The sequence below is a fragment of the Vibrio sp. Isolate23 genome (assembly GCF_022398095.1).
GTDB classification, from domain to species: Bacteria; Pseudomonadota; Gammaproteobacteria; order Enterobacterales; family Vibrionaceae; genus Vibrio; species Vibrio coralliilyticus_A.
The window spans coordinates 436,868-461,218 of the sequence record NZ_JAKEUV010000001.1 but is presented as its reverse complement, the minus strand read 5'-3'; the positions used below and the strand labels follow the sequence as shown (position 1 = coordinate 461,218).

Sequence of the window (24,351 nt, the reverse complement as noted above, 5' to 3'; positions counted from 1 at the left end):
GTCGTTTGATTTTCGCGTTGGCGGCAATGGTTCCAGGCAGTGGCCTTGCTCAGCCAAGTTTCAACTGGGACTGGATGGTCAGTGGTAGCCAGAATCAGCAGAGAGACTCCGTCTGGTTTGAACCGCATACGGCGTCGCATACTGAGCAGCTAGACGCGTTACTTCGTGTGCAAGCCGAGTGGCAAAACTGGAGCGGCTTGTTCGCGGCGCAAAGTAGTCAACTAGCGTCGAGCAACTCATCCGACTCAGTTGATAATGAGTTGATTGTCCAGGAGCTTTTTTGGCAAGGCGTCTGGGAGACAGGCGTACTACCGCTTGATATGACGCTGGGTAAAATCCGCCTCGATTGGGGAGTAGGGTATGGATATCGCCCCTTAGACTTGTTCAAACCTTATCGGCGTAACCCAGTGGGAATTCAGGTAGAGGAGGGCGCAGGTGTCGCAATGGCGTCATACTTTGATCTTTCGGGAGAGTGGAGTTTGCTTTACAGCGATTCCAGTTGGACAAAGCAAGAGTCTAGCGAGCTTGAACAAAGAACTGAGCAACAGGGCATTGGTCTGCGTCGTTACTGGCTGACAGACGAGACGGAATGGCAGGGCATTGCTTACTATGACGATGTAAGACAAGGCTTAATTGGCGGCTCCATGGTGTCTGTTTATGATGCGTCATGGGCGTACCACGCTTCTTTTGTGTACCAGAGAGACTACCTAGGGTTTGAGCAGCAAGGCCTCTACTCACCAGTGATTCTGGCTAACAAAAGTAGTGGCTTTCAAGGTTTGGTTGGGCTTAATTGGGCTAGCCAAGCCGGCAATCAAATCATTGTCGAATATTGGTATGACAATCGGGCATGGAGCAAAGAGGATTGGCGTCAGGGACTGGAAAGAGCGGCTGCTTTATCAGAAAGTTCCAGCACCGCTGGTCTGTCACATTCGTACGCTCAGGGGCTCAACCATATCAATCTGGTGCAGCATAACATCATGTTTCATTGGAGTTTGAATCCTACTAGCTGGAGTCAGTGGCAATGGAGTAAAAATACCTTATGGCTGGAGAATGTAGAGCCTACTTTTGATCTCTTATTATCGCCACAAGACGGCGGTGTCATTGCAACACAGTGGATTAACTACAGTGCTTATGACTCGGGACAGACTTCGGTCGACGTTGAACTTGCTGCCCGTTTTATGACGGGAAGCCATGAATCTGTATATGCAAATTTAGCTGATAAGCGTATGATTTTTATAAATCTAAAAGGAAAATTTTGATGACTGACGTTACTACTCGTACGGTTGATTTCTTAAAAAGTCTTGTCTTCACCTCGGTGTTTTGCCTGATTATTGCGTTTGCGACACAAACGATTTGGCCGAGCCCATTTTGGGAGCATATTCTGATTAGCTTTGGTTACGGGTACAGTGCGGTTTTGAGCTCGCATTTGTTACAGTGGTCAAGTGAGCGTTGGACTCGGCGTCAACTCAGCATAATGGCCATTGGTAGTTCAATGGTATTTGGCACACTAAACGCATACTACTGGCTGAGTAGGTACGATAAGTTTGCTGACTTTAGTCAGATGAAGCCAGTGATTATCCTTGGGTTTATCTTCTCCACGGCGTGTTTGCTTTACTTTTATATGCATGAGCAAAAATTACAGGCTCAAAAGGAGCTCGAACGGGCTCGTCGTATTCAAACGGAGCAGGAGAAAGCACTGCTACTAAGCCAACTGAAACAGCTGCAAAGCCAGATTGAACCTCATTTCTTGTTCAACACATTGGCGAACATTATGGTGCTGATTGATGACGACACTAAAGGTGCCAAGCTGATGCTGGAGAAACTGACCGAGCTATTACGCGGGACGTTGCAGCAAAATCGCCAGAACAGTACGACCTTGAAAGGCGAACTAGAGTTGGTGGATGCTTACCTTGCCATTCAAAAAATACGGCTCGGAGAGCGCTTGAATTATGAAATCTCTGCCCATTGCTTGGGTGACCTCAATATACCGCCTCTGTTGGTTCAACCGCTAGTGGAGAACGCAGTACAACATGGCATTGAACCCAGCTCTGTCGGTGGAAAAATAACAGTAGAGGTTGCTGAAAATCAGGATAGTGTGACCATTTCTGTTATCGACAATGGGATTGGTTTTAGCGATACGCCTAGTCATGCGGGGCAAGGTATTGGGCTGGAGAATATTCGTCATCGGCTCACCACTTTGTTTGATCAACATGCGTCACTGAAGCTGAAAGAGAATGCATCGGGTGGTGTGATTGCTCAGTTGTCTGTACAACGTCGCTCATTAGAGAAACTTGAGGAAAACATGGATGCAAACTGATCTTCTTACCGCCGTCATTGCCGACGATGAGCCGTTGCTGCGTCGTCATCTTAATCAGGCGCTAGCTGAGTATTGGCCAGAACTCGATATTGTCGGGCAGGCTGCGAATGGTGAGCAAGCCCTTGAAATGATCGAGCAACATCGGCCTCAAGTGGTATTTCTGGATATAAAAATGCCCGGGCTGGATGGTATGTCACTGGCGAAGAAGCTCTCTAAGCGTGATTGCCAACCTCATATTGTGTTTGTGACGGCGTATGACGAATACGCTGTCCAAGCTTTTGAAACTAATGCGGTGGATTATCTGCTTAAACCTGTTTCTGATGCTCGTCTTACTCAATGCGTTGAAAAACTGAAAGCGAGGTTACATAGAGCTGAACCCGCGACGGAACTTGGCACTTTGCTGAATCAGATTCAGCAGCTCAACGCGCCTGCTCAGCCGAAATATTTAAGTTGGATTAGAGCCAGCAAAGGCGAAGAGATCCACCTCATTGCTTTGTCTGAGGTGCTTTACTTCAAAGCGGAAGACAAATACGTTTCTCTGTACAAGCGAGAGCAGGGCAACAAAGTCGAGTATGTGCTGCGAACGTCACTTAAGGAACTACTGGCTCAGTTGGATCCGGAGTTATTTTGGCAAGTACACCGCTCGAGTGTGGTTAATGTCTCGATGATAGACAAAGTGAAGAAGGATTTTACCGGCAAAATGGTGGCGGTAATTGGTGACGACAGCATTCCCATCAGCAGAGCGATGCAAAGCAAATTTACCAGTATGTGGTAATCATGTCAGGAGAAAGTGGGTAGAGGCTTAGTCACTGTGTTGTCTATTTAGGCATTGTGTTTTGAGTCAATAATGTTATTTTTCTGTGATGAAAATTGATTGAGGTAGAACCATGACCGTTGAAAGTGCGATCACCTTTTTTATCGCTATGTTGATCTTTAGCATCACACCTGGGCCGGGCGTATTTGCCATTGTTGCTCGTGCGATGGTTTCAGGTGCAAAACACTGTATTTCTCTTTCTACTGGAATGGTTGCCAGCGATGTTATCTATCTCCTTTTAGCCTGCTTGGGCTTGGCCGCAATAGCAGAAAACTGGGCGACACTGTTTGTCGTGATTCGCTATGTCGGTGCGGCTTATCTCATCTATCTCGGCTATAAGATGATCAAAGCACTGCCTCAGGCCAGTGAAGCGATTCACCAAGATCAAACACCAAAAGCACCGTCTCATATCGCCGGATTTGTACAGGGCTTTCTGATCTCGGCTTCAAACCCTAAAGTGATCCTATTCTATATTTCATTCCTGCCAACGTTTATGGACTTAACCGTTCTTAATAGTCAGGATATTGCACTGGCTGCGGTATTAAGCATTGTTGCTCTGATGACAGGGTTAATGATGATCGCGATTGGTGCTGGGCGACTGGTTAAAGTGCTGAAAACTCCAAGTGCTCAGCGCAAGCTGAATCAAGGGGCTGGTGGCGTAATGATTGCGGCTGGTACTTACCTCGCAATCAACAAATAGACAGATAAAAGCAAGCGCTTAGCAATGGGGGTTGCTAAGCGCTTGTTGTTTAAACACTCTGAACTAAAAGTTCAATAAGTTCGTCTTCTGTTTCAGGTATTTTGTTAAATTCCACACTCACGTCTGCGCCGCCCTTGAGCATATACGCTTTACTGGTACAGTGATCATGGTGAAACCATTTACCACCTACACAAACGTCAGTGTAACATCTTGGGTCTTTTTTCAGTTCCATGGGCATCCCTCTTGTTAATCTCCGTAACATTATGTCAACATAAGTGATGTAATCACTTTGTTAAAATGATCTCGATCAAGCAGAGGGTACAATTACCTCTATGGGGTTAAAGGAAATAGACGAATTGGTGATGTAGACCTTGATTCGCTACTCATTATAAGGATGAACTCATGCAAGCAGCCAAACTCTACTACGTTTACGACCCTATGTGTTCTTGGTGTTGGGGTTACAAGCCCACTTGGGAAAAGATCCAGAGTGCGTTAGCTGATGAGGTGACGGTGCAGTATGTGGTGGGTGGATTGGCGCCAGACTCCATGGAGCCTATGCCCATCGCCATGCGTGAACAAATTGCCTCATATTGGAAAAAGATCGAAAACTTTCTGGGCACTGAGTTCAACTATGACTTCTGGACAAAAAACACTCCTAAGCGCTCAACTTATCCTTCTTGTCGAGCAGTTCTAGCGGCACGTAAGCAGGGAGCGGAGAAAGAGATGCTACGTGCTATTCAGCACGCTTATTACCTTCAAGCGCGAAACCCGAGTGACAGTGAAGTATTGATTGCGATTGCTGCGGAGATTGGGCTCGATGAAGCGCAGTTCTTGCAAGATTTTCAGTCTGAAGCTCTGAACCAACAATTTATGGAGGAACTGGGTTTCGCTCGCTCTATCGGTGGTAATAGCTTCCCATCCTTGTTTGTAGAGACGGCCAATCGTGTGGTCGAGTTGCCCGTTGATTATGAATCTGCCCAAGATACCATTGAGCAGATTCATCGTTTAATAGCCTAGAGTATTGCGCATTAAGTCTTAATACAGGTTAGAGCAGAGGAACAGCGATCGCCTTATTCTAAAGTGTGTGATGTAAGCTCTAGAAACAGGCTTGCCAGTGGGGAAAGCAGCATAAAAATGGAAGCTGACGTTTGAGTCACATTCAGGGTGTACTCCGAGTTACTCATCCTATCTATCCAACGATATTGTCCGGGAAGCAGCTGCCAGTCAGTAATGAGTGAGTAAGGGAGAATCAGTTCGACTTTTTTACCTTGTTGCGTGCTGAAATTGGCAACAACAATCAGCTTTTGTTCTTCACTGGATCTGGCGAAAGCGAACAACTGATCTTGCATTTCGCCGAAATTGTCAAAGTTCGCGGCGTAAAGGTCGTGATAGCCTCCCAATAGCGCAGGGCTTTTTAACGTCAGGTTAAGCAGCTTTTGGTAGAACGTTCTGAGCGCTTTTTCATCCTCACTCAGTTGGCCGCAGTCAAAAGCACCATGGTTCATCCAACGCTGATGGTGAGGGACGCCCACATAGTCGAATATTGACGTGCGGCTGGGTGTACCAAATCCACCGATTTCCGCCCCGGGCTCACCGACTTCTTGACCGAAATAGATCATGCTAGGAGAGCTTGATAGGCAAGTAGACACCAACATGGCGGGTTTGCCTTTTTGAGCACATCCCGCAAATTCAGGCGAGGCAAGTCTATGTTCATCATGGTTGTCGAGAAAGTGCAGCATATGGTGTTCAATATCGCGTAGCTGATACTCAATGCGGCCAATTTCTCGCGTAGAACCGTGACCTTGTATAACTGATTTCAACTGGTCATAGAGATCGACTTTGTTGTAGAGGTAATCCATTTTTCCGAGCTGGATATAGTCGCGATAAAGTTCCGGCTGATAGACTTCAGCTATCAGAAAGACATCTTGGTTAGCTATTTTTATCGAAGAGTTGAGATAGCTCCAGAACTCAACAGGCACCATTTCGGCCATATCGTAGCGAAAGCCATCGACGCCTTTTTCAAGCCAGTAAAGTGCTATATCCCGAAACTTTTTCCATGAATCTGGAACGGATTTATCCTGCCAGAATTGATGGTGCTCCGAATGAGGCTTAAAGCGGTATTCTTCCGGTAATATAGGAAAGTCTTTGCTGCCGTCAGGGCGAACACCATAATTGATTTTTACGGTCTCGTACCAATCATCAATGGACGGTTGAGCTTTCCTTGAGCCGTTGCCTGTCCATTTCGCTGGAAACTCCTGATAAGGCGTCTTCAAGTGAGGATGTGCCTCTCCTCCAAGGATCTTTTCAGGCGATAATTCGCTTGGCAGTTCAAAAGGAGCATCTGGAATATAGTAGAAGTTGTTGTCTTTGTGATAACAGACATTGGTGTCATCGTGAGCACCAAAATCTTCCACACCCGAAGGATTGTTTAATCCTTTATAAACCCGAGCCACATGATTAGGTACGATGTCGATGATCACTTTGAGGCCAGCATTGTGGGTGCGACAGATTAAATCGTCGAATTCCTGATTTCGTCGACTGGGGTCATCAGCTAGATCTGGGTTAACCGAGTAGTAGTCCTTTACCGCGTAAGGAGAGCCTGCGCGGCCTTTGACAACCGAAGGGTGGTCATTGTCGATTCCTACATGCGTGTAATCATTGACTAGAGCATGATGTGGTACGCCAGTAAACCAGATGTGCGTGATGCCCAAATCACGAATTTCATTTAAAGCCTTTTCAGTAAAGTGACTGAACTTGCCAACCCCATTGGTATCTATGTTGCCCCATGGCTGATTGGTGGTATTCGTGTTGCCAAACAGACGGGTAAAGACCTGATAAATATTGTATTTCTTCATTCAACAATCTAGCCATTCTTATTGAGGTTGATTTAAGGCTAGTGGAAGTTGATGGGGTTTGACTCCTCCTTTTGGCGAGAGTGTGGGGCGTAGAAAGACTCTCAGTGATGAAAACGTGAGATAGAACGAAAAACGCCGTGCGAGGCACGGCGTTTGTATTACGAAAGGTGATTATTTCAGGTCTTGATCAAAGTCACCGTGGAAGTGATCGTGGTCAGAGACGCTGTCTGCCGCTTTGAGTCTTTCGCCAATGCGTAGTTTCTCTTTTGGCGCCTCAGCTGTAGAGAAAGCACGTAGTGCTTGCACTTCCGGCTCTTCTGGCTGCTCTGGGAACAATTGCTTGCTCATTGCGTAGTAAGTGGTTACATACGCAAGTGATTGAGTGTTGGTAAACAGTGCTGTTTGGCTGACGTTGTTCACGTCATCACAACTCTGGTGGTAACACTTATCGTAAGCGACATCGATGTCGCCACCAAATTTCTCAACTTCTTCAGCTGTTTTTACTTTCTCAGCACCCGTGAACAGACCGCCAAATGCTACGCCCCAATCTGCAAATCCAGCGTAGTCTGAACGTTTTGACAGAGCTTGAGGAATGGTCGCTTCTTCTTTATCATTAAAGAACTCTTGGAAGATAGACTCGATGTCAGAGGTGCCATATGGCGGTTTGAAATCGCCAGTGTAAGCGTTATCTGGACTATCTTTGGTATCAGACAAGTCACCATCCATCACACCATAGATGTAGTTAGGTGAGCCGATCATATCGAAGTTGAGGTACAGCTTAACTTTGTTGAGTTCAGTGTAACGGGCTTCAACCAGCTCAATCTGCTCCTCAGTCAGCTGGCTAGGATCCTCTAAACCTAATTCTTCAAGAATTTGAGCCTGTGCATCATTGTAGATTGGTTGGAATAAGTCATTGGTGTAGTACTCAGAACCTACTAGACCTGCTTCTTCAGCCGCCCACCATGCGAAGCGAACTTTGTTTTTAACAGGTACTTTAAGCTCAGACAGTGTGACCGCGTATTCAAGCAAACCCGCTGTGCCCGTGCCGTTATCATTGATCCCTGGGCCTTCTGGAACAGAGTCAAGGTGTGCACCGAGCATGACCACTTGATCAGCGTTACCACGAGGAGTTTCCGCAAGAATGTTTTGTGTTACTACGTCTTCATCTTGCACGTTGACCGTCAGGTTTGCCAATACCGCTTCAGATTGTGTTTTGTTGTACCACTCTTGGCCAAGATCGAAGCGCGCACCCAAAGCGGCGATAGTCGCTTTAGTATCACTACCGAGCGTGCCGTTAACGACAGATTTTCTGCCTTCATCATTACCTTGGTTGAAAACAATGACCGCTTTTGCTCCTGCATTTTCGGCGTTAACCACTTTTGCGTCAAATGAGCAGCCACCACGTTGTATTACCGCTATTTTTCCAGCCATATCTTTGCCTGTGAAATCTGAGGCTTCACAGCCATCAGTGCTGTCGTAATCAGGGGCATCAAAACGGAAGTCTGGTGTCACGAAGGCAATCTCACCGCTCACTGGCCCATTTGAACTACCTGAGTAAGACATGACTGCAAAATCGGGTTCAACACCGTCATCGGCCTCACGTACGCTAATAAGATCTTTACCATCGATATTGGCTTTCGTACCAGCCAGCTCTTCCCAAGCACGGAAGTCAAACTCTTGCGTTGTAACTATGTAACCATGCTTTCTCATGGTTTCAACAATAAACTCAACAGAGTTAGCATAGCCTTGTGTGCCTGCTGCACGAGTAATAGAGTTGCCATCGGTAGTCGTAGAAGCTAAGCCTTCAAGTGTGACTATGTGGCTAACAACTTCATCTCTGTCGATATTTTCACTGACGTATTTTGCCACCTCACGTGGGTCATCCCAGAAACACCCTGATAACATGGTGGTACTGATAACAGTTGCGAGAATGGATTTTTTTGTTGTTATGCTTACTTGCATGTGTGACTCCTTGTTAAACAATCCATTCCATTCTTCATAAAAGATTAAGTTATTAAAATGTTAAAAAATACATTTTTTATAAAAATGAATGCATATCAAATAATAAAGATGAGAAAGATGTAATTCATAGCTAGAGCTAATGTTCTAGATCTCAAAATCAACACTTTCAATTAGTTGCATAAATTATAAGGTCTTTTAATTGATATATTTGGTATCGGTAATTTCGTGATGTATCGCTATTTGATATGTGTGTTGTTTTCTATTGGTGGGCATTGGTTGTTGGTGGTGATTGATGAGCGTTTTACCAGCTTTGACAGATTGATTTTCTTTTCTACGCTTAAACTCGTGTATACGTAAGACGAAAAGGAGAATAGAAAATGGCGACATTTAAACAGGACATTCCACATCGAGTTACCGTTTACCATGATGATCTTGATCAGGAGAACGCGTTGAAAAATGCCATGCTGCCTGAAAAACCACGATATTTTAATGGCTCGCCCACTTATCAGGCGGACAGTATTGAAGAGTTTAAGACTAAACTCGGCCAGGTAGGGATGTCGCTTGATGAGTAAGTCATGTTAGGGGCAGATTTATTGTGATTCTACAAAAGCCCGCATAGTATTAGTGCGGGCTTATCGTTTCTTGAACCTTAACTTGATTTCTCCCCTCCTTTTTAGCCATGTATAAGTGTTTATCAGCTCTCGAGAGTGCTCTGTCAAAGTCATCATCCAGCCACTCGACAACCCCAATACTTACTGTTACTTGGCTACTTACTATCGAGCTTAAGCTGGCGACAAGCTGTATTTCTACTCGACTTCGAATTCTTTCAGCTAGGTTTACTGCTTCTTCAAGCTGGGTCTCCGGTAAGATTAATGCGAACTCTTCGCCACCGAGTCGGCCAAAGATATCTGATTCTCGAAGTTCGCTCGTAACCAAAGTGCAGAAGGTTTTCAGCACCGAGTCGCCAATAGCATGGCCGTAGCTGTCATTAATTTGCTTGAAGTGGTCAAGATCCATCATACAAATACAAGAAGGTGCATTATGGCGGCTGATATCTTCTGCGTGGTCGACTAATGCACGTCGGTTAAGAATGCCAGTCAGAGGGTCTTCACGTACCAGTTTAACCAGTTGAGACTCTTTAGTCTTGATGCTGTAAGCCATGTCGGAAAAGGCACTAAAAAGTTGGCCAATCTCATCATCACGGACTGAAAAGTCAGTCTTCGCTTTTCCTGTTCTCGATAGTATGGAAATACGGCGGCGCAGGTCAACAATAGGTGATGCGATATAACTGGAGAGAAAAAGTGTCAAAGAGACGAATAAAAACAGTGCAATCATTAAGTAAAGTAACACTTCACGTAGTAGCAATAGATTTCTCGATTTCAGCTCGTCCATGGATACAAATACTATCAAACTGACACCCTTTTGGCTGTTGGGAACCGTTGGGAGATGGTTATTGACCGAGATGAGGTGGTTCTGAGTATGGAGAACAATTGGTTGATTGATGAGAATTCCTCCAAGGTCATTTCTCATCTGTGGCTTATTGGTTGGATTCAGCCCCGTTGTGGCAAGAGAGTCCAGCGGTAAGTGGTTGACAGAGGATAATGAACGAAGACCTTGGTTGCGAACCATAAGAACATCCACATGTTCAAGTCCACTTTGGGTAAGAGTATTTTTTATTTGGTACAGATGGTCTTCAACAATAGTGCGATCCAACACGGCGGTATAGAAGCCGATGATTTGTTGATTACAGTCAATAAGGGGGCGAGAGTAGAAGTAACTTGCAGTATCAAAGATTAGACCAAGCTTTGAAATGGTTTCTGCACTGGCTAAGCTGATGACTTGGCGAGGAAGGCTCCGTCCTTCGCGAATCTTTACCAATAAGTTACTCAAATTTCGGCTTGCCTGAGAGTTGATTTCGCCACGTTTGTTTAGGGCGAGTAATTGTTCGAGTGTTTCTTTTTCCAGCCTGAGGTTTTCAGGGTAGGTGGTTTGCCATTCTTGGTAAGAAGTGTGTAGCAAGGCTAGGACATGTTCGGGAAGGAGAATCAGTCCTTTGATATTTTTACGCAGCACGTAGCGATTACTTTTATTTGATGACAGGCTAAAGTGTGTCACTTGACCTGATAAATCGGAAATCGCGAGTGCGGAAAAACCGCTGGTGAAACTTAGAGCGTCTGAAGCGGATAAAGATAGAGACGTTTCCCCTTCTTTACAGGTACTTATTTCATTACTGAGTCGATCAAACTCAGTGAAACGACCCTCAACATAATGGCTAATTTCATTCGCTCCTAACGAAGCAGAAAGCTGTACAGATTGATAAATATGGTCAATGGTGAGCTTTTCTCTCGCGTTATAATAGGCGTAACTGAAGATCAGCAATGAAATTGCTAGAGGCAAAAGTATGATGAAAATCTTTACGCTGAGTTTATTCATTGCCTATAGATCTTTGATCCTCAGGTTTAATGGTCCCTAGTCGCTCGATGACGTTAAGCTGTCCAGCCGCAAATTGGCCTAAGTACATTGGTAGCTCAAAATGATGGTCATCTCTGAGTTTAATTGCTAGATCTTTTTCGTATAGGGTTAATCCCGGTAGCTGATTGATGACGGCTTCTTTATCAACAACCCCAGCTTGCTCAATCGCGGCTTTTAGCAAGTAAATTAGGTCATAATGAGCTTTACTAGAGTAGGTCACAACAGATTCGGCGCCATGATGAGCTTTGTAGTCATTGACGAATTTTTGCAGAATGGGATCGTCGTTGCTACTGAAAAAGTGCAGAGCTGTCAGTATGCCTTCCAGTGAATCGTTATCGAGATTGGATAGATAGGTTTCATCAGCAGCGAAAGCAACAACCTGAACATCGCGGCCAAAGTCAAAAGATTTCATCTGTGATAAGAACGTAAAACCGTCAGCCCCTGGCAGGGTGAGCATCAATGTTTCAGCACCAGATTCTTTTATACGTTCGAATACGGGAGTGAAGTCTTTTATACCAAATGGGGTAAATTCAATATCGGTGACGTTTCCCTGATGTGTACTGACTGACTTTACAATACTCTTAGCCATCCTGTGCGGCCAAATGTAGTCATAGCCAAAGATATAGAAGTTTTTACCGATATTCTCTATCAAGTAAGGGACAATAGGTTCAATGTAGTGCTCAGGTATTGTGCTGTAGCAAATCAAATATCGGCTGTAATGACGGCCTTCGTAATCGATCCCATAAAAAAGGGGCGTATAAAAAGTTTCTGCAACTTCTGCCATCGCGTAACGGGCTGCACTGCTTACAGGGCCAAACAAGGCAAATACTTGATTTTGCTGTACAAGCTCACGGCTGTATTTCACGGTTTTCGCTGGATCGGTTTGATTATCACGGATAACAAGCTCCAGCTGGCGATTGAGTACCCCACCTTGTGCATTGATTTGGTCTACTGCCAGTTGGGCGCCTTTTAATGCTTGTTGACCATATATGGAAAAGCTTCCTGTTAGGGGTAAAACAACACCAAGTTTGATATTGGGTTGCTGGGGAAGGCAACTGACGGTGAACAGCAAAATCAATGCTGTAGCAACCAGTTTTATCTTATGCCTAATCCGTATCACCATAAGCTACCTTGAGAATCCTTTCTCGTATTCTATTAATAAAAGTTTAAAAAGCGCATTAAGTAAAGTGTTGTAAGGCAATGAGATATATTACTTTGCTAACAGTAAAAGTCGCTCAGGAGGTAGCGAAATGCATTCATGATTCATTCGCTCGTGCAGGTCGGCGTTCTTTTGACGACGACCTGCGCCTTTTCATCAGGTACATGTTTTTATCTGCTCGTGTAATTGCCGAAAATAATTCACCATTCTTGCTGCCGGAAACGCCATAGCTGAATTCAATCTCGGAGTTTGCTACATAATCTAGTAAACGCTCAATAAAATCACTACTGCGACCTGGCCGGACATAAGCAATAAACTCATCACCTCCGTAACGAACTAAATATTCATTCTTCAAAACACAGTGTGACAAATATCGTGCGAAGAGTACCAGTAGAGCATCTCCATAATCGTGCCCTAATGTGTCGTTAATCGTCTTGAAGTTATCAATATCCAAATAGATCACATCGTAGTTTTTTTCTGGTATCTTAGGCATGAACTTTCGATTATGAAGTTGAGTAAGGTGATCTTTCTCAGATTCTTCTTTGAGTTTAAAATATAACGAAGATACTCCAGATAGCATCAATGCATGAGCTATAAGCAGCGTTGTCGATGAAATCAGTAAGATGACATCTTGATGCTCAAAAGTAATCGTTGGCCACGATAACTGATAATAGTTGATGCATAGCTCAATGATCATCGAGACCATAGCTAATACACATCCATATAATATTTTATTGCTCACTTGATGGCGCAATAAAAGGTAGGAAATGTAGAGAAGAATTATGATTTTTATCAGTTGTATGGCGAGGTCGAGTTCAGAAATCATTGTTGTGTCTATCCAAAACCGCAAAGATGCTAACTTATTGTTTTTGAATCCCTTCTAGTATTTTAAGAATATCAAGCTTTGTTGTTTCACTGTGGCTGGATGCTTCTATTATGATATTTGCTAGTGTATCGTCATCACAGTAGAAGTAAGCGACGGTTATATCTAATACCGCAGATATGCGTTTTACAGTCGTGTAATCAGGAGCATGTTTACCAGTTTCGTATTGACTAATTCTAGCGCTAGCGCTTCCTGACTCCATTCCTAGTTTTTGTCCCAGCTCTTCTTGAGTGATCCCTCTTTTCTTTCTTATGTCTCTTAGCCTTCTAGGTAATGGGCTGGTCATGCAGTGAGTACCTCCACTATCAAAGCAGAGCCATTTTAACCTTATAGTATTAGATATATTACTAAGGAATTTTTAGATTCTAAGTTTTTAGGTATATCTATTAAATAAGTAATGACTTTTTCACTGTTATCGACAGGGATTTTATGAACTTTAGAATAATGTTTTGTCAATTTAGGGTTATATTTGAATAATGTATCGTATGAATTTTTTATAATTGTTTTTCTAGTACTTTAATATTAGTTTTACCTAGTTACTTTGGGTTATTGCTTGATCAATAAGTGGACAATAACCTCGCAAAAAACAAATAATATTTAATGAGAGCTTATAATTTCTAAAAAATAAATTATTTGATTTTTTTGTCTAGACCTAAAGTGCCAGATTGGTATTTCAAGCTATCAAGAATATCAGTACCTAATAAAACAGGGCCATCTAAGTCCACGATGTCCGCACGTGTGGCAATAGGCAGAGCGGCTTTCATTGCTAGAGAAGTACCCAGCATGCAGCCCACCATGATGTGGAACCCCCTGGCTCTGGCTTGCTGATCCAGAGCTATCGCTTCAGTCAGGCCTCCTGATTTATCAAGCTTAATGTTAATCATCTCATAGCAGCCTTCTAGTTTTGTAAGATCGTCACTAGTGTGGCAGCTCTCATCAGCGCACAGAGGAATAGGGTGAGGTATCCCTTTGAGCATATGGTCGTAGCCTTTAGGCACGGGTTGTTCAATCATGGTGATGTTGAGCGTATGGAGTGCTTGAAATAGAGTCGTTAGGGATTCATTTTGCCACGCTTCATTGGCATCAAGAATAATTTTACTTTTGGGGGCGGCTTGCCTGACGGCTGTGACCCTTGGCAGAATTTGCCTATTATCCAGTTTGACTTTCAGTAGAGTCGCGCCCTGAGAGACGTATTCTTTGGCTTGCTGGGCCATCTTCTCTTGTGTGTCGATCGAAACTGTCATCGCTGTTTCCATTTTAGAGCGAATATCAAAGTATGGAGATGGAAAGTGTAATCCGTCCTCTTTTGCCATCAAATCCCATAGTGCACAGTCGAGCGCATTCCTCGCTGCACCTGCAGACATGCCTTGCAGTTTAGTTTTTGCTTCTTTAGGTGGAAGCGTATTGAGTTTTGGGATCTCCTGTTGAATTTGTTCTAACACTGATTCAACACTTTCGCCATACCTTGGGTAAGGCGTGCACTCACCTAATGCGACATGTGAACGATAGCAAATCTTGATTCTGACGATGTCACAGTGGGTTCTGACACCACGTGAAATAGCAAACGGTTTTGCGAGAGGGATCGATTCACTCCAAGCGATAATGTCCATGTTACCCTCTCAGAGTTTTAATATTGGCGGCAATGGTTGCTATACCAAAGCGTACCGGATCGGTGACAGGCACTTGATATCTGTCCTGCCAGTCTGCACATAGTGTTTTTGCTTCTTCTTCACTTACTGCTGATGTATTGAGGCTGATCCCCGCAAGCAGTGCCTGAGGGTTGGTTAATCGTGCAGCGGCTAGGTTCGCCTGGATCGTGGTTTCAATACTGGGTAGTTGGCAATGAGGTAAGTGGCGAATGTGCGGGCGGCCTATTTCATGGCACAACACAAGTGCATCGGCTTGTGCACCGTGAAGTAAACCAAGGCTGACACCAGCAAAAGAAGGGTTGAACAAGGAGCCTTGGCCTTCGATGATGTCCCAATCATGATCGACAAATTCCGGACTGATTTTTTCTACGGCGCCTGAAATAAAATCCGCAACAACAGCGTCAATTGAGATACCTTGGCCATCAATGAGGATGCCGGTTTGTCCAGTTGCCTTGAACTGTGCTGAGACCTCAATGTCTTTTAATGCTTTTTCTAATGCGAGTGCTGTGAACATCTTACCCACGGAACAGTCAGTACCTACCGTTAATAATCGCTTACCTTGACGTGGAATGCCTTTGCCCACTTCAAGGCTTTGATCGTAATGACGGACATCGTGAAGGCGAGTTATTCCTTGCTTTTCCAGCTCAGCAAGCGGTGGGATCTCTTTTAGCTTCTGATGCATGCCTGAGGCAATGTCAAAACCAAGTTCTGCCGCTTGGATTAGGCAAGTTAGCCAGTTGTTGGGTATGTAACCACCAGCGTTGGCAGTACCAATCACCAGAGTTTTTGCTCCTTGATTTTTGGCTTCTTGTAGAGATAGATTGGGTAGGTTGAGAGTGACAGTGTCATCCGTAAGGCGGAGCTCACCGACACACTGTTCCGGTCTCCAGAGTGCGATACCTCGTGCAGTTTTGGCGGCAATAGGGTCAGTGACATCGCCTAGGAAGAGTAAGTAGGGTTGAGTGATAGACATAAGCATCCTGATTATCGGGTTAGAGATTCTCTCACTCTATTAAAACCAGTGTTTAGAGCCGAATACTTATTCGTTCATAGGGTATAACATCAAGTTATACGTTTAAATCGTATCTTTCTTAAGTTGCTCTGCGAACCACTTGGCAGACACCGACAGTGGCGAGTGTTGGCAATAGAGTAACGATACCGTCACTGGTATAGCAGGGGTAAGTGAGGCGCAATGAACCTGAGGGTTGAATTGATAATGCTGAGCCGTCCAAGGATCGACAACGGCGTTTGCAGCGCCATGTACTACCATTTCTGCGGCAACGTTATAGCTTCTCACACTGATTTTGGGATGAAAGCTGGGGGAAGTGGCAAGGATACTTTGATGTAGTTGAATTCCAAGTGGGTCTCTTGTGTCGAGGGTGACTAATGGCAACGAGCTTTCAAGTAAATCCGCGAGTGTGACCGAAGTGTTTTCGCATGTTCCTGTGGGAAGTAATGCTTTCATTTCGGTATTATATAGTGTGCTTTGGACTATGGGGGATGCTGTCTCTTCTCCAAAACATATTGCGAGATCCCATTCATTTTTGACCAAACCTTCAATGAGCTCATCTCTGTTTGCTGTACACACCTCTAAGGTATAATCGGTATACATACACACTTGGGCGATCACTGGAGAAAGAAACCCCGATGCTAGGATGGGCGGAGCACCAATACGAAGATGATATTGACCGTGTTTGAGCTTACTGGTTAAGCGTCGAAACTGTCCGAGCTGCTGATATATTTTTTCGGCTTCTGCAATCAGAAATTGTGCTTCTTGAGTTGGTATTAGTCGACCTTTAATCCGCTCAAATAAGGTGAAACCAAGTTGTTGCTCAGTATGCGCCAGTACTCGGGTTACATTGGGTTGTGAAACATGAAGCTGCTTCGCTGCGCCGGAAACCGTACCAGTCTGCATGACGGCATAAAACACTTCTATCTGACGTAGGTTCACAGCCAACTTCCCTCTAAGAACGTGAATAACTTAGCGTCACTTTAAAACAAACAGAACAAGTTAAAAAGATTTAACCAAACCGGGTTGACCTGTTTATGCGGGTAGGCTTTACTGTGCGGCCCCATTTTGGCAGAAGCATAGAGAGGTGATTAATGGCGATTGGATTCGATTACGGAACGGCGAACTGTTCGGTGGCAGAGTTAGTCAATGACGAGGTCAGACAAATCCCTCTTGTTGGAGATAACTACTATATTTCGTCAACACTGTGCGCACCAACGGCAGAAGTGGTATCCGAGTATTTGTTTCGCTGTTTGGATATTTCACCTGGAAGTGATATCAGCGAAAGTGTTTTGCGTCGGGCGATTAAGCTAAACCGTGAAGAAGGACTGGAGGTACGTTTTGATGATGTGCGATTTGGACAGCAAGCATTAGAGCTTTATTTGGAAGACCCGAAAGATGTCTATTATGTCAAATCACCAAAATCTTTTCTTGGTGTCACTGGCTTACGCGATATGCAGTTGGCTTTCTTTGAGGATTTGGTTTGTGCCATGATGGCCAATATCAAGACGCAGACTGAGTTCGCACTACAAAAAGAGGTTTCACAAACCGTTATTGGGCGTCCGATTAACTTTCTTGGCCGAGGGGGTAATGAATCGAATGTTCAAGCGGAAGGCATTTTGCGTCGTGCTGCTTCACGAGCAGGCTTCAGAGATATTGAGTTCCAGTTTGAGCCTTTGGCGGCTGGCTTGGATTACGAAGCGAGTCTAACAACCGACAAAAATGTACTGGTTGTAGATATTGGCGGCGGAACGACAGACTGTTCATTTGTTCAAATGGGACCAACTTGGTGTGGTAAACAAGATCGAACCCAGTCATTGATTGCGCATTCAGGTCAAAGAATAGGCGGTAATGACCTAGATATTTTTACTGCCTTTAAATGCTTTATGCAGGCGTTTGGGATGGGGTCTACTAGTCAGTCTGGTCTGGATATACCCACTACTCAGTTTTGGAACCCCATTGCGATTAATGATGTTCAGGCACAGCGAAAATTTTACGCGCATGACAACCTCAAGCTACTACGACAAATGTGGAAGGAAGCACGAGAGCCTGAAAAGCTGGCTCGACTAGTACAAGTGCATCAAGAGACGCTTGGCTATTCAGTGATTCGTGAAGCAGAGCGAACCAAGATAGCACTGGCTGATGCTGAAACGTATGACGCAAATTTAGATCTACTTTCTGAAGTCGTTTCTCTTTCTGTGACGCGCGAACAAATAGAGCAAGCGATCTTGAATCCGACCGAAAAAATTAAAGCGTTGGTGGTTGAAGCTATTAAACAAAGCAGTACAAAACCCGACGTGATTTATATGACAGGAGGTTCTGCTCGCTCACCTATTCTAGCAGGAGCAGTAAGATCAGTATTACCCGAGATACCTTTGGTCAGTGGCAACTATTTTAGCTCCGTGACAGCGGGACTTGCACGTTGGGCGAATACCATTTTCAGATAGTCTATTAATGGATAACAAAGCTTGCTTCTTGTCGTTACATTTCGTCTAGTCGTTATCCTGTCAATTTGACTGGATTTAGCTTAAAAAGGCCTCTATTGATAGAGGTCTTTTTACTTTTTTCAAAAAAGTTCCGATTAAATTTTAAAAAATGTGAAGTTGATCGCCCAAGGTGAAAGTTTATTACCTCTCTTAAAAAAGGTAGGTTTTTCATATAGTTAAAAGTTGTTCATATTTTTATTATTTGAGTACTTGCTAATAAAATCTCATTATAAGCAATTAATTGCACTTAATTTTTGAATATTTCGTACTACGTTTTAAATGTTCGTGATGCTTTGGCCCTTCAGGCCATACACGGACAGAGGTTACAACCCTAAACGGACGTTAAGTTATGAAAATTAAATTATTAGCCGCTGTCATTGCGGCAACAGCATGTGGTACTAACGCTTTCGCTGCAGAAATTTACAATAGCGAAGGTTCAACAATCTCTATCGGTGGCTACGTTGATGTAGGTATTGGTGAGTATGACTCTGCAGATGAGGTTGAAGTGCATGATGTCTCTCCTCGAATCAACATCTCGGGTACACAAGATCTGGGTAATGGTGTGACAGTCGATGCAAAAGGTGAATGGGCACTCGATTACTTGGATGGTGGTGATACTTCCTTTACTACCCGTCTGGGTTACATAGGTGCAACTCATGATCAGTTTGGCCGATTTGTTGTTGGGACACAGTGGTCTCCATACTATGACGTAGCAGGTGTTGCGGATTTACCTATCGCGTTTGCCAACGAATATCTATATGACGATCACAACAATCTAGGTACGGCTCGGGGCGAGGACATGGTCAGTTACCGCAAGGCGATCGAGCTTGGTGACATGGGAAGCTTAAACTTAGGTCTAGCTTGGCAAGGGGAGCACACTGACTCGACGTCTAGCACGCTGTATGATGCTCGTGGGCAAATTGCACTATCAATGGGCGTGTATGGTTTCAACCTAGGCTATTCATACAATGGCGGTGACGTTGCAAATGTAGACGCGCATTCGCATGTGTTTGCATTTAGCTCAGGCTCATATGGTGATGGACTATATTCGGCCGTTGTTTATGCAATGAATGAAAACATGAACGATGATGTAGTGAGTAGCGGAACCATGGCTGAAAGCGATCAATATGAAGTTTTATTGGCTTATGCATTCGGTAACGGCTGGAATTTAAGTGCTAACTATGAAGCAGAGATTAACGATAAGACCAGTAAAACGCAGTACAGTGAGTCTGCATTGCAGGCGGAGTATACCTTCACACCTAAGTTTATGGGGTTTGTGGGTTATCAGTTTGATCTAGGCAATGATATCAACGTGAAAGAGGAAGACAATTGGACTATTGGTGCTCGTTACTTCCTATAAAATAATAACATCTACTGCCTCAACACATACTTGTGTTAGCGCCTATTCTGTATTGGGTAGGCGTTTTTCTGTTATTTAGGCTTCGAGTACATCAATATTGGGTATTGGATCTTAGTTTCGATACGCAATTGGTCAATTCATCAATCGGTTGAATTAATATGGCCGTCAGCGTTAATCATCAAGGAAGAAGCATGCATTCGGTTAAAATTGGCGAGAAAACTATCCACCCGACTAAGATCCTCTGTGTGGGACGAAATTATCTTGAACACATCAAAGAGCTGAATAATGCGATTCCTGATGAAATGGTGATATTTAATAAACCTTCCTCCTCTATCTCTTCTCAGTTGATGGCTCATCATGGTGAAACTCTGCATTACGAAGGGGAGATCTGCTTTATTGTACGCAATGGTCAATACAGTGCGGTCGGTTTAGGGTTAGATTTAACTAAGCGTGGGTTGCAATCCAAACTCAAAGACAAAGGCTTACCTTGGGAGCGTGCTAAAGCATTTGATGGTTCTGCGGTGTTCAGCCGATTTATTCCATTAAATGGTATTGCGATTGAATCACTTGAGCTTGAGTTATTCATTAATTGTGTCCGTGTTCAAAAAGGGGCGGTAACACAGATGCTCTATCCTCCTCAAACGATTCTTGAAGAGCTGAAAACTTACACGACGCTTTGTGACGGTGACATTATCATGACGGGGACACCACAAGGGGTGGGAGAAGTTCACTTGGGTGATGTATTTCTTGGCCGTTTGATCGCTAACGGCAAGACTTTGATAGAAATTGAGTGGGTAGCGCAATAGTTCTCTACCGTTAAGCCATCGGGGGGATAGCCTCTGAAGGAAATGCACTCAGAGGTTATCATTATGGAATGTTGTCACTCGCTACCAAAAGGTGGCAGTCAGTCGCAGGGTTTCTCGTCACCTGAATGATAACATTGAGCTTAATTGTATTGCTGGCCTCGATGTTGGGTTAAATACATTGCAGAACGACAAACACAACCATGCTTACTAAGGTTGTCAGCAGCACATTTTTTGTCTTCCATGCCAATATTGCCGCTAACATAGCTGAGATTAGATAAGGGTTGTCTGGTGCTAGCCAGAGTTGCTTTTCGGGCATGAATACGATCGGTGCCCAAATGGCGGTTAAGACAGCCGGGCTTGAATAGCTGAGTAAGCGATGTGCTTTAGGATTTAATCTAAGGGGTAATTTAGGTTCAAGAAACAAATAACGACTGAGAAAAACCAGCATTGTCATTGCGAAAATGGACAGCATAACCATTAATTTTCCCCTCTTAACGTCTCGCAGCTATAGCCTGCTACCATGCCACAAACGCTTGCGACCATAAGACCTGAATCGATCATCAAATAGTGACACAGAACAGAGACAACCAGCGAAACTAGGACGGCGATGAGTGTTGGCGAGCTCTTAATGTTTGGTGTCACGATTGCGATGAAGGTTGCGGCGACTGCAAATTCCAGCCCAAGCTCATTCATTGCGGGTATTTGGCTTCCAGCTACAATACCGGCCAATGTCGCTAGGTTCCAGCAGACATAAAAGCTCAGCCCCGCCCCAAGTGCATACCAAGGATCAAATTGTTTCTCAGATTGTTGACCGCATATAGCGAACAGTTCATCTGTTAATAAAAAACCAAGCGCTAAGCGCCAATTGAGTGGTAATGGACTGACTTTGCTGCGCATAGAGACGCTGTATAAAAAGTGGCGTGAGGTGATAAAAAATGTGGCTAAAAGCATAGTGGTGAGCCCAGCCCCAGCTTTTAACATGCCAGTAGCGACGAGTTGAGCGGAGCCGGCAAAAAGAATCGCTGATAGCGCTTGGCTTTCTGCCACACTCAGTCCAGCATCTATCGCAAAAGAGCCGGCCAGTAGTCCCCAAGGAATAACGGCAATGCTCAATGGCATCATAGCCAAGGCCCCTTGTATGAATAAACGTGGTTTGCTTGGCGAGTAAGAAGGGGTCAATGTTGTGCTACTCATAAAAATCAGATTAGTTGTTAGACTTGCTATTTATTAAGGCATACGTCGAAGCGTGTGCCTTGTATAAAATTGCTCAGTTAAATGCTGCTGGAGTACTGCTTTGGTGTGACGCCCATCGCTCGTTTGAAGTGGCGATGGAAGTGGCTCTGATCGTGGAACCCGGATTCCTGAGCGACATCGGAAATTTTCATCCCTTGCCTGAGAAGCCGTTTTGCGTATCTCAGCCTTGACTGAATTTGGTACGAATGCGGAGGCAAACCATACAGCTTTTGAAAACTTCGAACCAAATAAAACGGGCTTAACTCGGCGAGTGTTGCTAAGTCCTCAAGAGATACATCGGCTTGGGGAAAATCATCAAGAAATTCTTTCACTAAGCTGAGGCTGGCAGAGCTTGATGTGATCAAATCACTGGAATGACGGTTTTTACTGTGTCGAGCCATCAACTTAATAAGAGTGCCATAAACTAAGGTTTCTCGGAGAAGTTTATTATCTGATTTCTCCAAAACATCAAATACAAGCCTAAGCTGCTGCGCCATCTCTGGGTCGTAGACGACGGGATCAGGGAAGTAGGGAGTAGACAAATTTGAAGCTAAGCCGCTTGTTAATTGTGTGAATTGTTCAGGAAGAGGGTACATGGCTTTGTATTCCCACCCTCCTTCAGTGGCTGTCTGACCGTTATGAACTTCATCTGCATTTACCAAAATGATGCTGTCTTGTGGAGCTATATGATTGCCACCAGTTCGATAGAACTTTTGCGCTCCTCTTTCTATGACACCCACGGTATAGCCTTCATGACTATGACGAGAAAAGTTTTGATTCGTGTATTTTGCGTCTAGTAATTCAAGCCCGCCAAGCTCAGAGGCAAGTTGAAAACGTGCCGATTCCTTTTTGTTCTTCTCAGCCATGAAGACACCCTGTTATTAATCCCTCACCAGTCTAGCTTATAAGTTTCATTTATTTTTGTACAAAATTGCTGTCTGACTAAGGATATATGAAGGCTTCATTGTTAATTTATGTGTCGATTTTTTGGGCATTTTATGAATTAAAAATCTGGTTATTGATTTTAGGTTGCTATAAAATTCCGCCTTTTCTTTTCTGGCTAATATAATAACTATGATTGATATTTCAGTGCTTCCTGTTTATTTAACCGCGGTGGTGGCACTTTTGTTACTGCCTGGCCCAGATATGCTTTTGATAGCTAGCTCAAGTATGAGTTATGGCCGCAGGGTCGGTGTGTTTGCCAGTTTGGGGAATGCTACATCAGGCGTGATCCTGACCCTTCTCGCAGCAGCGGGTGTTTCTGCTTTGGTAGCAATGAGCCCTTTAGCGCTCAAAGCACTCCATCTTTTAGGTGGGAGCTATTTGCTAAAAATGGGTTGGGATTGCTTGCGTGCCAATGACAGTGGAAACACTGAACTAGAGTCATCAACTAAAATGGCAGGGGCTTTTTATCAAAGAGCGCTGGTCAGTAATTTACTCAACCCGAAAGCGTTAGTCTTTTTTGTTATGTTCTTGCCACAATTTGTTTCGGCTAAGATTGAAGCATCATCTGGTGAGCAAATGTTAGTCTTGGGATTATTGCTCAATGTGCTGGGGTTGCTTTTCAATTTCCTGCTCGTGGCGTTGGTCGGTACCTTGGGCAAACCCTTGCTGGAAAATGCAAAGTTCAGGACTTATCAGCATAAATTTATGGGAATGATCTTTGTCATTTTAGCAATTTGGATGCTAAGCTCGTTTATCGCAGATTTGTAAGGTAAGGCCGGCTTTAGCTGGCCTTACTTATTGTTAGGAAAGGAATTCTATGCACATTAGTTTTATGCTAAACCCGCCGAAAAATATTAAAGATGCCATCTACAATGGTTTGAAGTCATTTAATCTTAAGCATTTTCCAGATGAAGATATTGTCTCATTGGCTTGTATTGCAGAAGATGAAAGTGGCAATTTTGCTGGTGGCTTAACGGGAGAAATATTCACGAATACTTTATTTGTTGAATTTTTGTGGGTTGATGAAGTCAAACGTTCTGCTGGGACTGGTTCAAAGCTGATGGCGCGTGTAGAGCAAGAAGCCAAAGCTTACGGTGTCACGGATATTTATCTGGATACCTACTCGTTTCAGGCGCCAGATTTTTATCTTAAGTTAGGATTTAAAGAGGTTGGACGTTATGACGGCTTCCCTACCGCTGGTGTTGATAAGATTTTTTTACAAAAGAAAGTTGTCTAGTAAAGTTCTGACACTACACTAACACTCACTTTGACCGCACACCGATAATGGGGCGGTTTAATACTCGGATTTAAAAGAGTTGATGATCAAGCGTTTGAAATCTGCTGCAATGGCGAGAATTACCCTACTTTTAGTTGGGTGGGTTTTTGCTATCTGCTTTATGCAGAACACCAGTATCATCAGTATGTGCTCGTTTAAGCAGTCTGTGGTTACAGACACTATCCAGTTCAACGATAATAGTGACGAGATTCAAAAACAATGCGATCTGACAGAAAAACTGCTCAGTAGTGCCAAGGTTAACCTTGATAACATGATGGTACCGATGTTTTTGCTCTTTGTGATTATCGTTGCTTGGCTGACTCAGGTACGGCCAGAGACTCCTTCCTTTACTGAACCCATTATTCCCAAGTCTAGGGTTCACCTCACCTTGTGTGTTTTTAGAGAATAAATTTAGTCACTGATTT

At 44.0% G+C, this 24,351-nt stretch carries 25 protein-coding genes; 12 read left to right on the top strand and 13 right to left on the bottom strand.

All coding sequences use genetic code 11. The features are described from left to right. The first annotated feature begins 26 nt into the window (after window positions 1-26). The 4 genes from L1D31_RS02085 to L1D31_RS02070 all read left to right on the top strand — a co-directional run bounded on the left by L1D31_RS02085 (window position 27) and on the right by L1D31_RS02070 (window position 3,831). Complete coding sequence (locus tag L1D31_RS02085) at window positions 27-1,259, top strand: hypothetical protein (RefSeq protein ID WP_239836359.1); 1,233 nt, start codon at window positions 27-29, stop codon at window positions 1,257-1,259. Further along, window positions 1,259-2,317, top strand: a complete 1,059-nt coding sequence (locus L1D31_RS02080) for a histidine kinase (protein WP_239835435.1) — start codon at window positions 1,259-1,261, stop codon at window positions 2,315-2,317. Before L1D31_RS02085 ends, L1D31_RS02080 begins: the two co-directional genes overlap by 1 nt. Further along, a complete protein-coding gene (locus L1D31_RS02075; protein WP_239835434.1) occupies window positions 2,307-3,092 on the top strand; it encodes a LytTR family DNA-binding domain-containing protein in 786 nt (261 codons plus the stop codon). The genes L1D31_RS02080 and L1D31_RS02075 overlap by 11 nt, the downstream gene beginning before the upstream one ends. Before the next feature lie 112 nt (window positions 3,093-3,204). Further along, window positions 3,205-3,831: a LysE family translocator gene (locus L1D31_RS02070; protein WP_239835433.1), complete on the top strand. Its 627-nt coding sequence runs from the start codon at window positions 3,205-3,207 to the stop codon at window positions 3,829-3,831. A 49-nt stretch (window positions 3,832-3,880) separates the two neighbouring features. Here L1D31_RS02070 and L1D31_RS02065 read toward each other — a convergent pair whose 3' ends face one another. Beyond that, window positions 3,881-4,063, bottom strand: a complete 183-nt coding sequence (locus L1D31_RS02065; protein ID WP_006960472.1) for a hypothetical protein — start codon at window positions 4,061-4,063, stop codon at window positions 3,881-3,883. A 170-nt stretch (window positions 4,064-4,233) separates the two neighbouring features. On the opposite strand from L1D31_RS02065, the gene L1D31_RS02060 reads away from it, so the two are divergent. Beyond that, entirely contained in the window at window positions 4,234-4,848 is a 615-nt protein-coding gene (locus L1D31_RS02060; RefSeq protein ID WP_239835432.1) for a DsbA family protein, read from the top strand. Between the two features lie 53 nt (window positions 4,849-4,901). Here L1D31_RS02060 and L1D31_RS02055 read toward each other — a convergent pair whose 3' ends face one another. Together L1D31_RS02055 and L1D31_RS02050 are read right to left on the bottom strand one after the other, a co-directional pair. Then, window positions 4,902-6,686 (bottom strand): alpha-amylase family glycosyl hydrolase, encoded by a 1,785-nt coding sequence (locus tag L1D31_RS02055; protein WP_239835431.1) that lies wholly within the window; start codon window positions 6,684-6,686, stop codon window positions 4,902-4,904. A 171-nt stretch (window positions 6,687-6,857) separates the two neighbouring features. After that, complete coding sequence (locus L1D31_RS02050; RefSeq protein ID WP_239835430.1) at window positions 6,858-8,648, bottom strand: M28 family metallopeptidase; 1,791 nt, start codon at window positions 8,646-8,648, stop codon at window positions 6,858-6,860. 377 nt (window positions 8,649-9,025) lie between these two features. Here L1D31_RS02050 and L1D31_RS02045 point away from each other — a divergent pair, with 377 nt between their 5' ends. After that, a complete protein-coding gene (locus L1D31_RS02045) occupies window positions 9,026-9,220 on the top strand; it encodes a hypothetical protein (protein ID WP_239835429.1) in 195 nt (64 codons plus the stop codon). Between the two features lie 49 nt (window positions 9,221-9,269). On the opposite strand, the gene L1D31_RS02040 is transcribed toward L1D31_RS02045, so the two are convergent. The 7 genes from L1D31_RS02040 to L1D31_RS02010 all read right to left on the bottom strand — a co-directional run bounded on the left by L1D31_RS02040 (window position 9,270) and on the right by L1D31_RS02010 (window position 16,762). After that, entirely contained in the window at window positions 9,270-11,081 is a 1,812-nt protein-coding gene (locus L1D31_RS02040) for a diguanylate cyclase (protein WP_239835428.1), read from the bottom strand. After that, on the bottom strand, window positions 11,074-12,243 hold the full coding sequence (locus L1D31_RS02035) for a substrate-binding protein (protein ID WP_239835427.1): 1,170 nt from the start codon (window positions 12,241-12,243) through the stop codon (window positions 11,074-11,076). Before L1D31_RS02035 ends, L1D31_RS02040 begins: the two co-directional genes overlap by 8 nt. Window positions 12,244-12,376: 133 nt before the next feature. Continuing rightward, window positions 12,377-12,985, bottom strand: coding sequence for a GGDEF domain-containing protein (locus L1D31_RS02030; protein WP_239835426.1), 609 nt, complete (start codon window positions 12,983-12,985; stop codon window positions 12,377-12,379). Between the two features lie 154 nt (window positions 12,986-13,139). Continuing rightward, window positions 13,140-13,448 carry a helix-turn-helix transcriptional regulator gene (locus L1D31_RS02025; protein WP_239835425.1) on the bottom strand — a complete coding sequence of 103 codons (309 nt, stop codon included), beginning with the start codon at window positions 13,446-13,448 and terminating at the stop codon, window positions 13,140-13,142. A gap of 343 nt (window positions 13,449-13,791) precedes the next feature. Beyond that, window positions 13,792-14,772: an N-acetyl-D-Glu racemase DgcA gene (gene dgcA, locus L1D31_RS02020; protein WP_239835424.1), complete on the bottom strand. Its 981-nt coding sequence runs from the start codon at window positions 14,770-14,772 to the stop codon at window positions 13,792-13,794. Window position 14,773: 1 nt separating this feature from the next. After that, the gene (gene dgcN, locus L1D31_RS02015) at window positions 14,774-15,784 is read right to left on the bottom strand and encodes an N-acetyltransferase DgcN (RefSeq protein ID WP_239835423.1); all 1,011 of its coding nucleotides are present in this window, start codon (window positions 15,782-15,784) and stop codon (window positions 14,774-14,776) included. Between the two features lie 102 nt (window positions 15,785-15,886). Then, window positions 15,887-16,762 carry a LysR family transcriptional regulator gene (locus tag L1D31_RS02010; protein WP_239835422.1) on the bottom strand — a complete coding sequence of 292 codons (876 nt, stop codon included), beginning with the start codon at window positions 16,760-16,762 and terminating at the stop codon, window positions 15,887-15,889. 152 nt (window positions 16,763-16,914) lie between these two features. Here L1D31_RS02010 and yegD point away from each other — a divergent pair, with 152 nt between their 5' ends. The 3 genes from yegD to L1D31_RS01995 all read left to right on the top strand — a co-directional run bounded on the left by yegD (window position 16,915) and on the right by L1D31_RS01995 (window position 20,472). After that, window positions 16,915-18,267 carry a molecular chaperone gene (yegD, locus tag L1D31_RS02005; protein WP_239835421.1) on the top strand — a complete coding sequence of 451 codons (1,353 nt, stop codon included), beginning with the start codon at window positions 16,915-16,917 and terminating at the stop codon, window positions 18,265-18,267. Between the two features lie 388 nt (window positions 18,268-18,655). Beyond that, entirely contained in the window at window positions 18,656-19,666 is a 1,011-nt protein-coding gene (locus tag L1D31_RS02000) for a porin (RefSeq protein WP_239835420.1), read from the top strand. A gap of 191 nt (window positions 19,667-19,857) precedes the next feature. Continuing rightward, on the top strand, window positions 19,858-20,472 hold the full coding sequence (locus L1D31_RS01995; RefSeq protein WP_239835419.1) for a fumarylacetoacetate hydrolase family protein: 615 nt from the start codon (window positions 19,858-19,860) through the stop codon (window positions 20,470-20,472). Window positions 20,473-20,641: 169 nt separating this feature from the next. Here the strand turns inward: L1D31_RS01995 and L1D31_RS01990 are convergent, their stop codons facing one another. The 3 genes from L1D31_RS01990 to L1D31_RS01980 form a co-directional block, all read right to left on the bottom strand. After that, window positions 20,642-20,950: an AzlD domain-containing protein gene (locus L1D31_RS01990; RefSeq protein WP_239835418.1), complete on the bottom strand. Its 309-nt coding sequence runs from the start codon at window positions 20,948-20,950 to the stop codon at window positions 20,642-20,644. Further along, window positions 20,950-21,666, bottom strand: coding sequence for an AzlC family ABC transporter permease (locus L1D31_RS01985; protein ID WP_239835417.1), 717 nt, complete (start codon window positions 21,664-21,666; stop codon window positions 20,950-20,952). The genes L1D31_RS01990 and L1D31_RS01985 overlap by 1 nt, the downstream gene beginning before the upstream one ends. A 77-nt stretch (window positions 21,667-21,743) precedes the next feature. Beyond that, window positions 21,744-22,571, bottom strand: coding sequence for an AraC family transcriptional regulator (locus L1D31_RS01980; protein WP_239835416.1), 828 nt, complete (start codon window positions 22,569-22,571; stop codon window positions 21,744-21,746). 208 nt (window positions 22,572-22,779) lie between these two features. Between L1D31_RS01980 and L1D31_RS01975 the strand changes: the two genes are divergently transcribed. The 3 genes from L1D31_RS01975 to L1D31_RS01965 all read left to right on the top strand — a co-directional run bounded on the left by L1D31_RS01975 (window position 22,780) and on the right by L1D31_RS01965 (window position 24,335). Next, on the top strand, window positions 22,780-23,418 hold the full coding sequence (locus L1D31_RS01975) for a LysE family translocator (RefSeq protein WP_239835415.1): 639 nt from the start codon (window positions 22,780-22,782) through the stop codon (window positions 23,416-23,418). Between the two features lie 49 nt (window positions 23,419-23,467). Beyond that, window positions 23,468-23,887 (top strand): GNAT family N-acetyltransferase, encoded by a 420-nt coding sequence (locus L1D31_RS01970; RefSeq protein ID WP_239835414.1) that lies wholly within the window; start codon window positions 23,468-23,470, stop codon window positions 23,885-23,887. An 82-nt stretch (window positions 23,888-23,969) separates the two neighbouring features. After that, the gene (locus L1D31_RS01965; protein ID WP_239835413.1) at window positions 23,970-24,335 is read left to right on the top strand and encodes a hypothetical protein; all 366 of its coding nucleotides are present in this window, start codon (window positions 23,970-23,972) and stop codon (window positions 24,333-24,335) included. Window positions 24,336-24,351 lie beyond the last annotated feature (16 nt).

What these genes read in the sequence shown, in the direction of transcription:
- L1D31_RS02085 (WP_239836359.1), top strand. Translation starts at nt 27, where the DNA reads ATGGTTCCAGGCAGTGGCCTTGCTCAGCCAAGTTTCAACTGGGACTGG.
- L1D31_RS02080 (WP_239835435.1), top strand. Translation starts at nt 1,259, where the DNA reads ATGACTGACGTTACTACTCGTACGGTTGATTTCTTAAAAAGTCTTGTC.
- L1D31_RS02075 (WP_239835434.1), top strand. Translation starts at nt 2,307, where the DNA reads ATGCAAACTGATCTTCTTACCGCCGTCATTGCCGACGATGAGCCGTTG.
- L1D31_RS02070 (WP_239835433.1), top strand. Translation starts at nt 3,205, where the DNA reads ATGACCGTTGAAAGTGCGATCACCTTTTTTATCGCTATGTTGATCTTT.
- L1D31_RS02065 (WP_006960472.1), bottom strand. Translation starts at nt 4,063, where the DNA reads ATGGAACTGAAAAAAGACCCAAGATGTTACACTGACGTTTGTGTAGGT.
- L1D31_RS02060 (WP_239835432.1), top strand. Translation starts at nt 4,234, where the DNA reads ATGCAAGCAGCCAAACTCTACTACGTTTACGACCCTATGTGTTCTTGG.
- L1D31_RS02055 (WP_239835431.1), bottom strand. Translation starts at nt 6,686, where the DNA reads ATGAAGAAATACAATATTTATCAGGTCTTTACCCGTCTGTTTGGCAAC.
- L1D31_RS02050 (WP_239835430.1), bottom strand. Translation starts at nt 8,648, where the DNA reads ATGCAAGTAAGCATAACAACAAAAAAATCCATTCTCGCAACTGTTATC.
- L1D31_RS02045 (WP_239835429.1), top strand. Translation starts at nt 9,026, where the DNA reads ATGGCGACATTTAAACAGGACATTCCACATCGAGTTACCGTTTACCAT.
- L1D31_RS02040 (WP_239835428.1), bottom strand. Translation starts at nt 11,081, where the DNA reads ATGAATAAACTCAGCGTAAAGATTTTCATCATACTTTTGCCTCTAGCA.
- L1D31_RS02035 (WP_239835427.1), bottom strand. Translation starts at nt 12,243, where the DNA reads ATGGTGATACGGATTAGGCATAAGATAAAACTGGTTGCTACAGCATTG.
- L1D31_RS02030 (WP_239835426.1), bottom strand. Translation starts at nt 12,985, where the DNA reads ATGGTCTCGATGATCATTGAGCTATGCATCAACTATTATCAGTTATCG.
- L1D31_RS02025 (WP_239835425.1), bottom strand. Translation starts at nt 13,448, where the DNA reads ATGACCAGCCCATTACCTAGAAGGCTAAGAGACATAAGAAAGAAAAGA.
- dgcA (WP_239835424.1), bottom strand. Translation starts at nt 14,772, where the DNA reads ATGGACATTATCGCTTGGAGTGAATCGATCCCTCTCGCAAAACCGTTT.
- dgcN (WP_239835423.1), bottom strand. Translation starts at nt 15,784, where the DNA reads ATGTCTATCACTCAACCCTACTTACTCTTCCTAGGCGATGTCACTGAC.
- yegD (WP_239835421.1), top strand. Translation starts at nt 16,915, where the DNA reads ATGGCGATTGGATTCGATTACGGAACGGCGAACTGTTCGGTGGCAGAG.
- L1D31_RS02000 (WP_239835420.1), top strand. Translation starts at nt 18,656, where the DNA reads ATGAAAATTAAATTATTAGCCGCTGTCATTGCGGCAACAGCATGTGGT.
- L1D31_RS01995 (WP_239835419.1), top strand. Translation starts at nt 19,858, where the DNA reads ATGCATTCGGTTAAAATTGGCGAGAAAACTATCCACCCGACTAAGATC.
- L1D31_RS01990 (WP_239835418.1), bottom strand. Translation starts at nt 20,950, where the DNA reads ATGGTTATGCTGTCCATTTTCGCAATGACAATGCTGGTTTTTCTCAGT.
- L1D31_RS01985 (WP_239835417.1), bottom strand. Translation starts at nt 21,666, where the DNA reads ATGAGTAGCACAACATTGACCCCTTCTTACTCGCCAAGCAAACCACGT.
- L1D31_RS01980 (WP_239835416.1), bottom strand. Translation starts at nt 22,571, where the DNA reads ATGGCTGAGAAGAACAAAAAGGAATCGGCACGTTTTCAACTTGCCTCT.
- L1D31_RS01975 (WP_239835415.1), top strand. Translation starts at nt 22,780, where the DNA reads ATGATTGATATTTCAGTGCTTCCTGTTTATTTAACCGCGGTGGTGGCA.
- L1D31_RS01970 (WP_239835414.1), top strand. Translation starts at nt 23,468, where the DNA reads ATGCACATTAGTTTTATGCTAAACCCGCCGAAAAATATTAAAGATGCC.
- L1D31_RS01965 (WP_239835413.1), top strand. Translation starts at nt 23,970, where the DNA reads ATGATCAAGCGTTTGAAATCTGCTGCAATGGCGAGAATTACCCTACTT.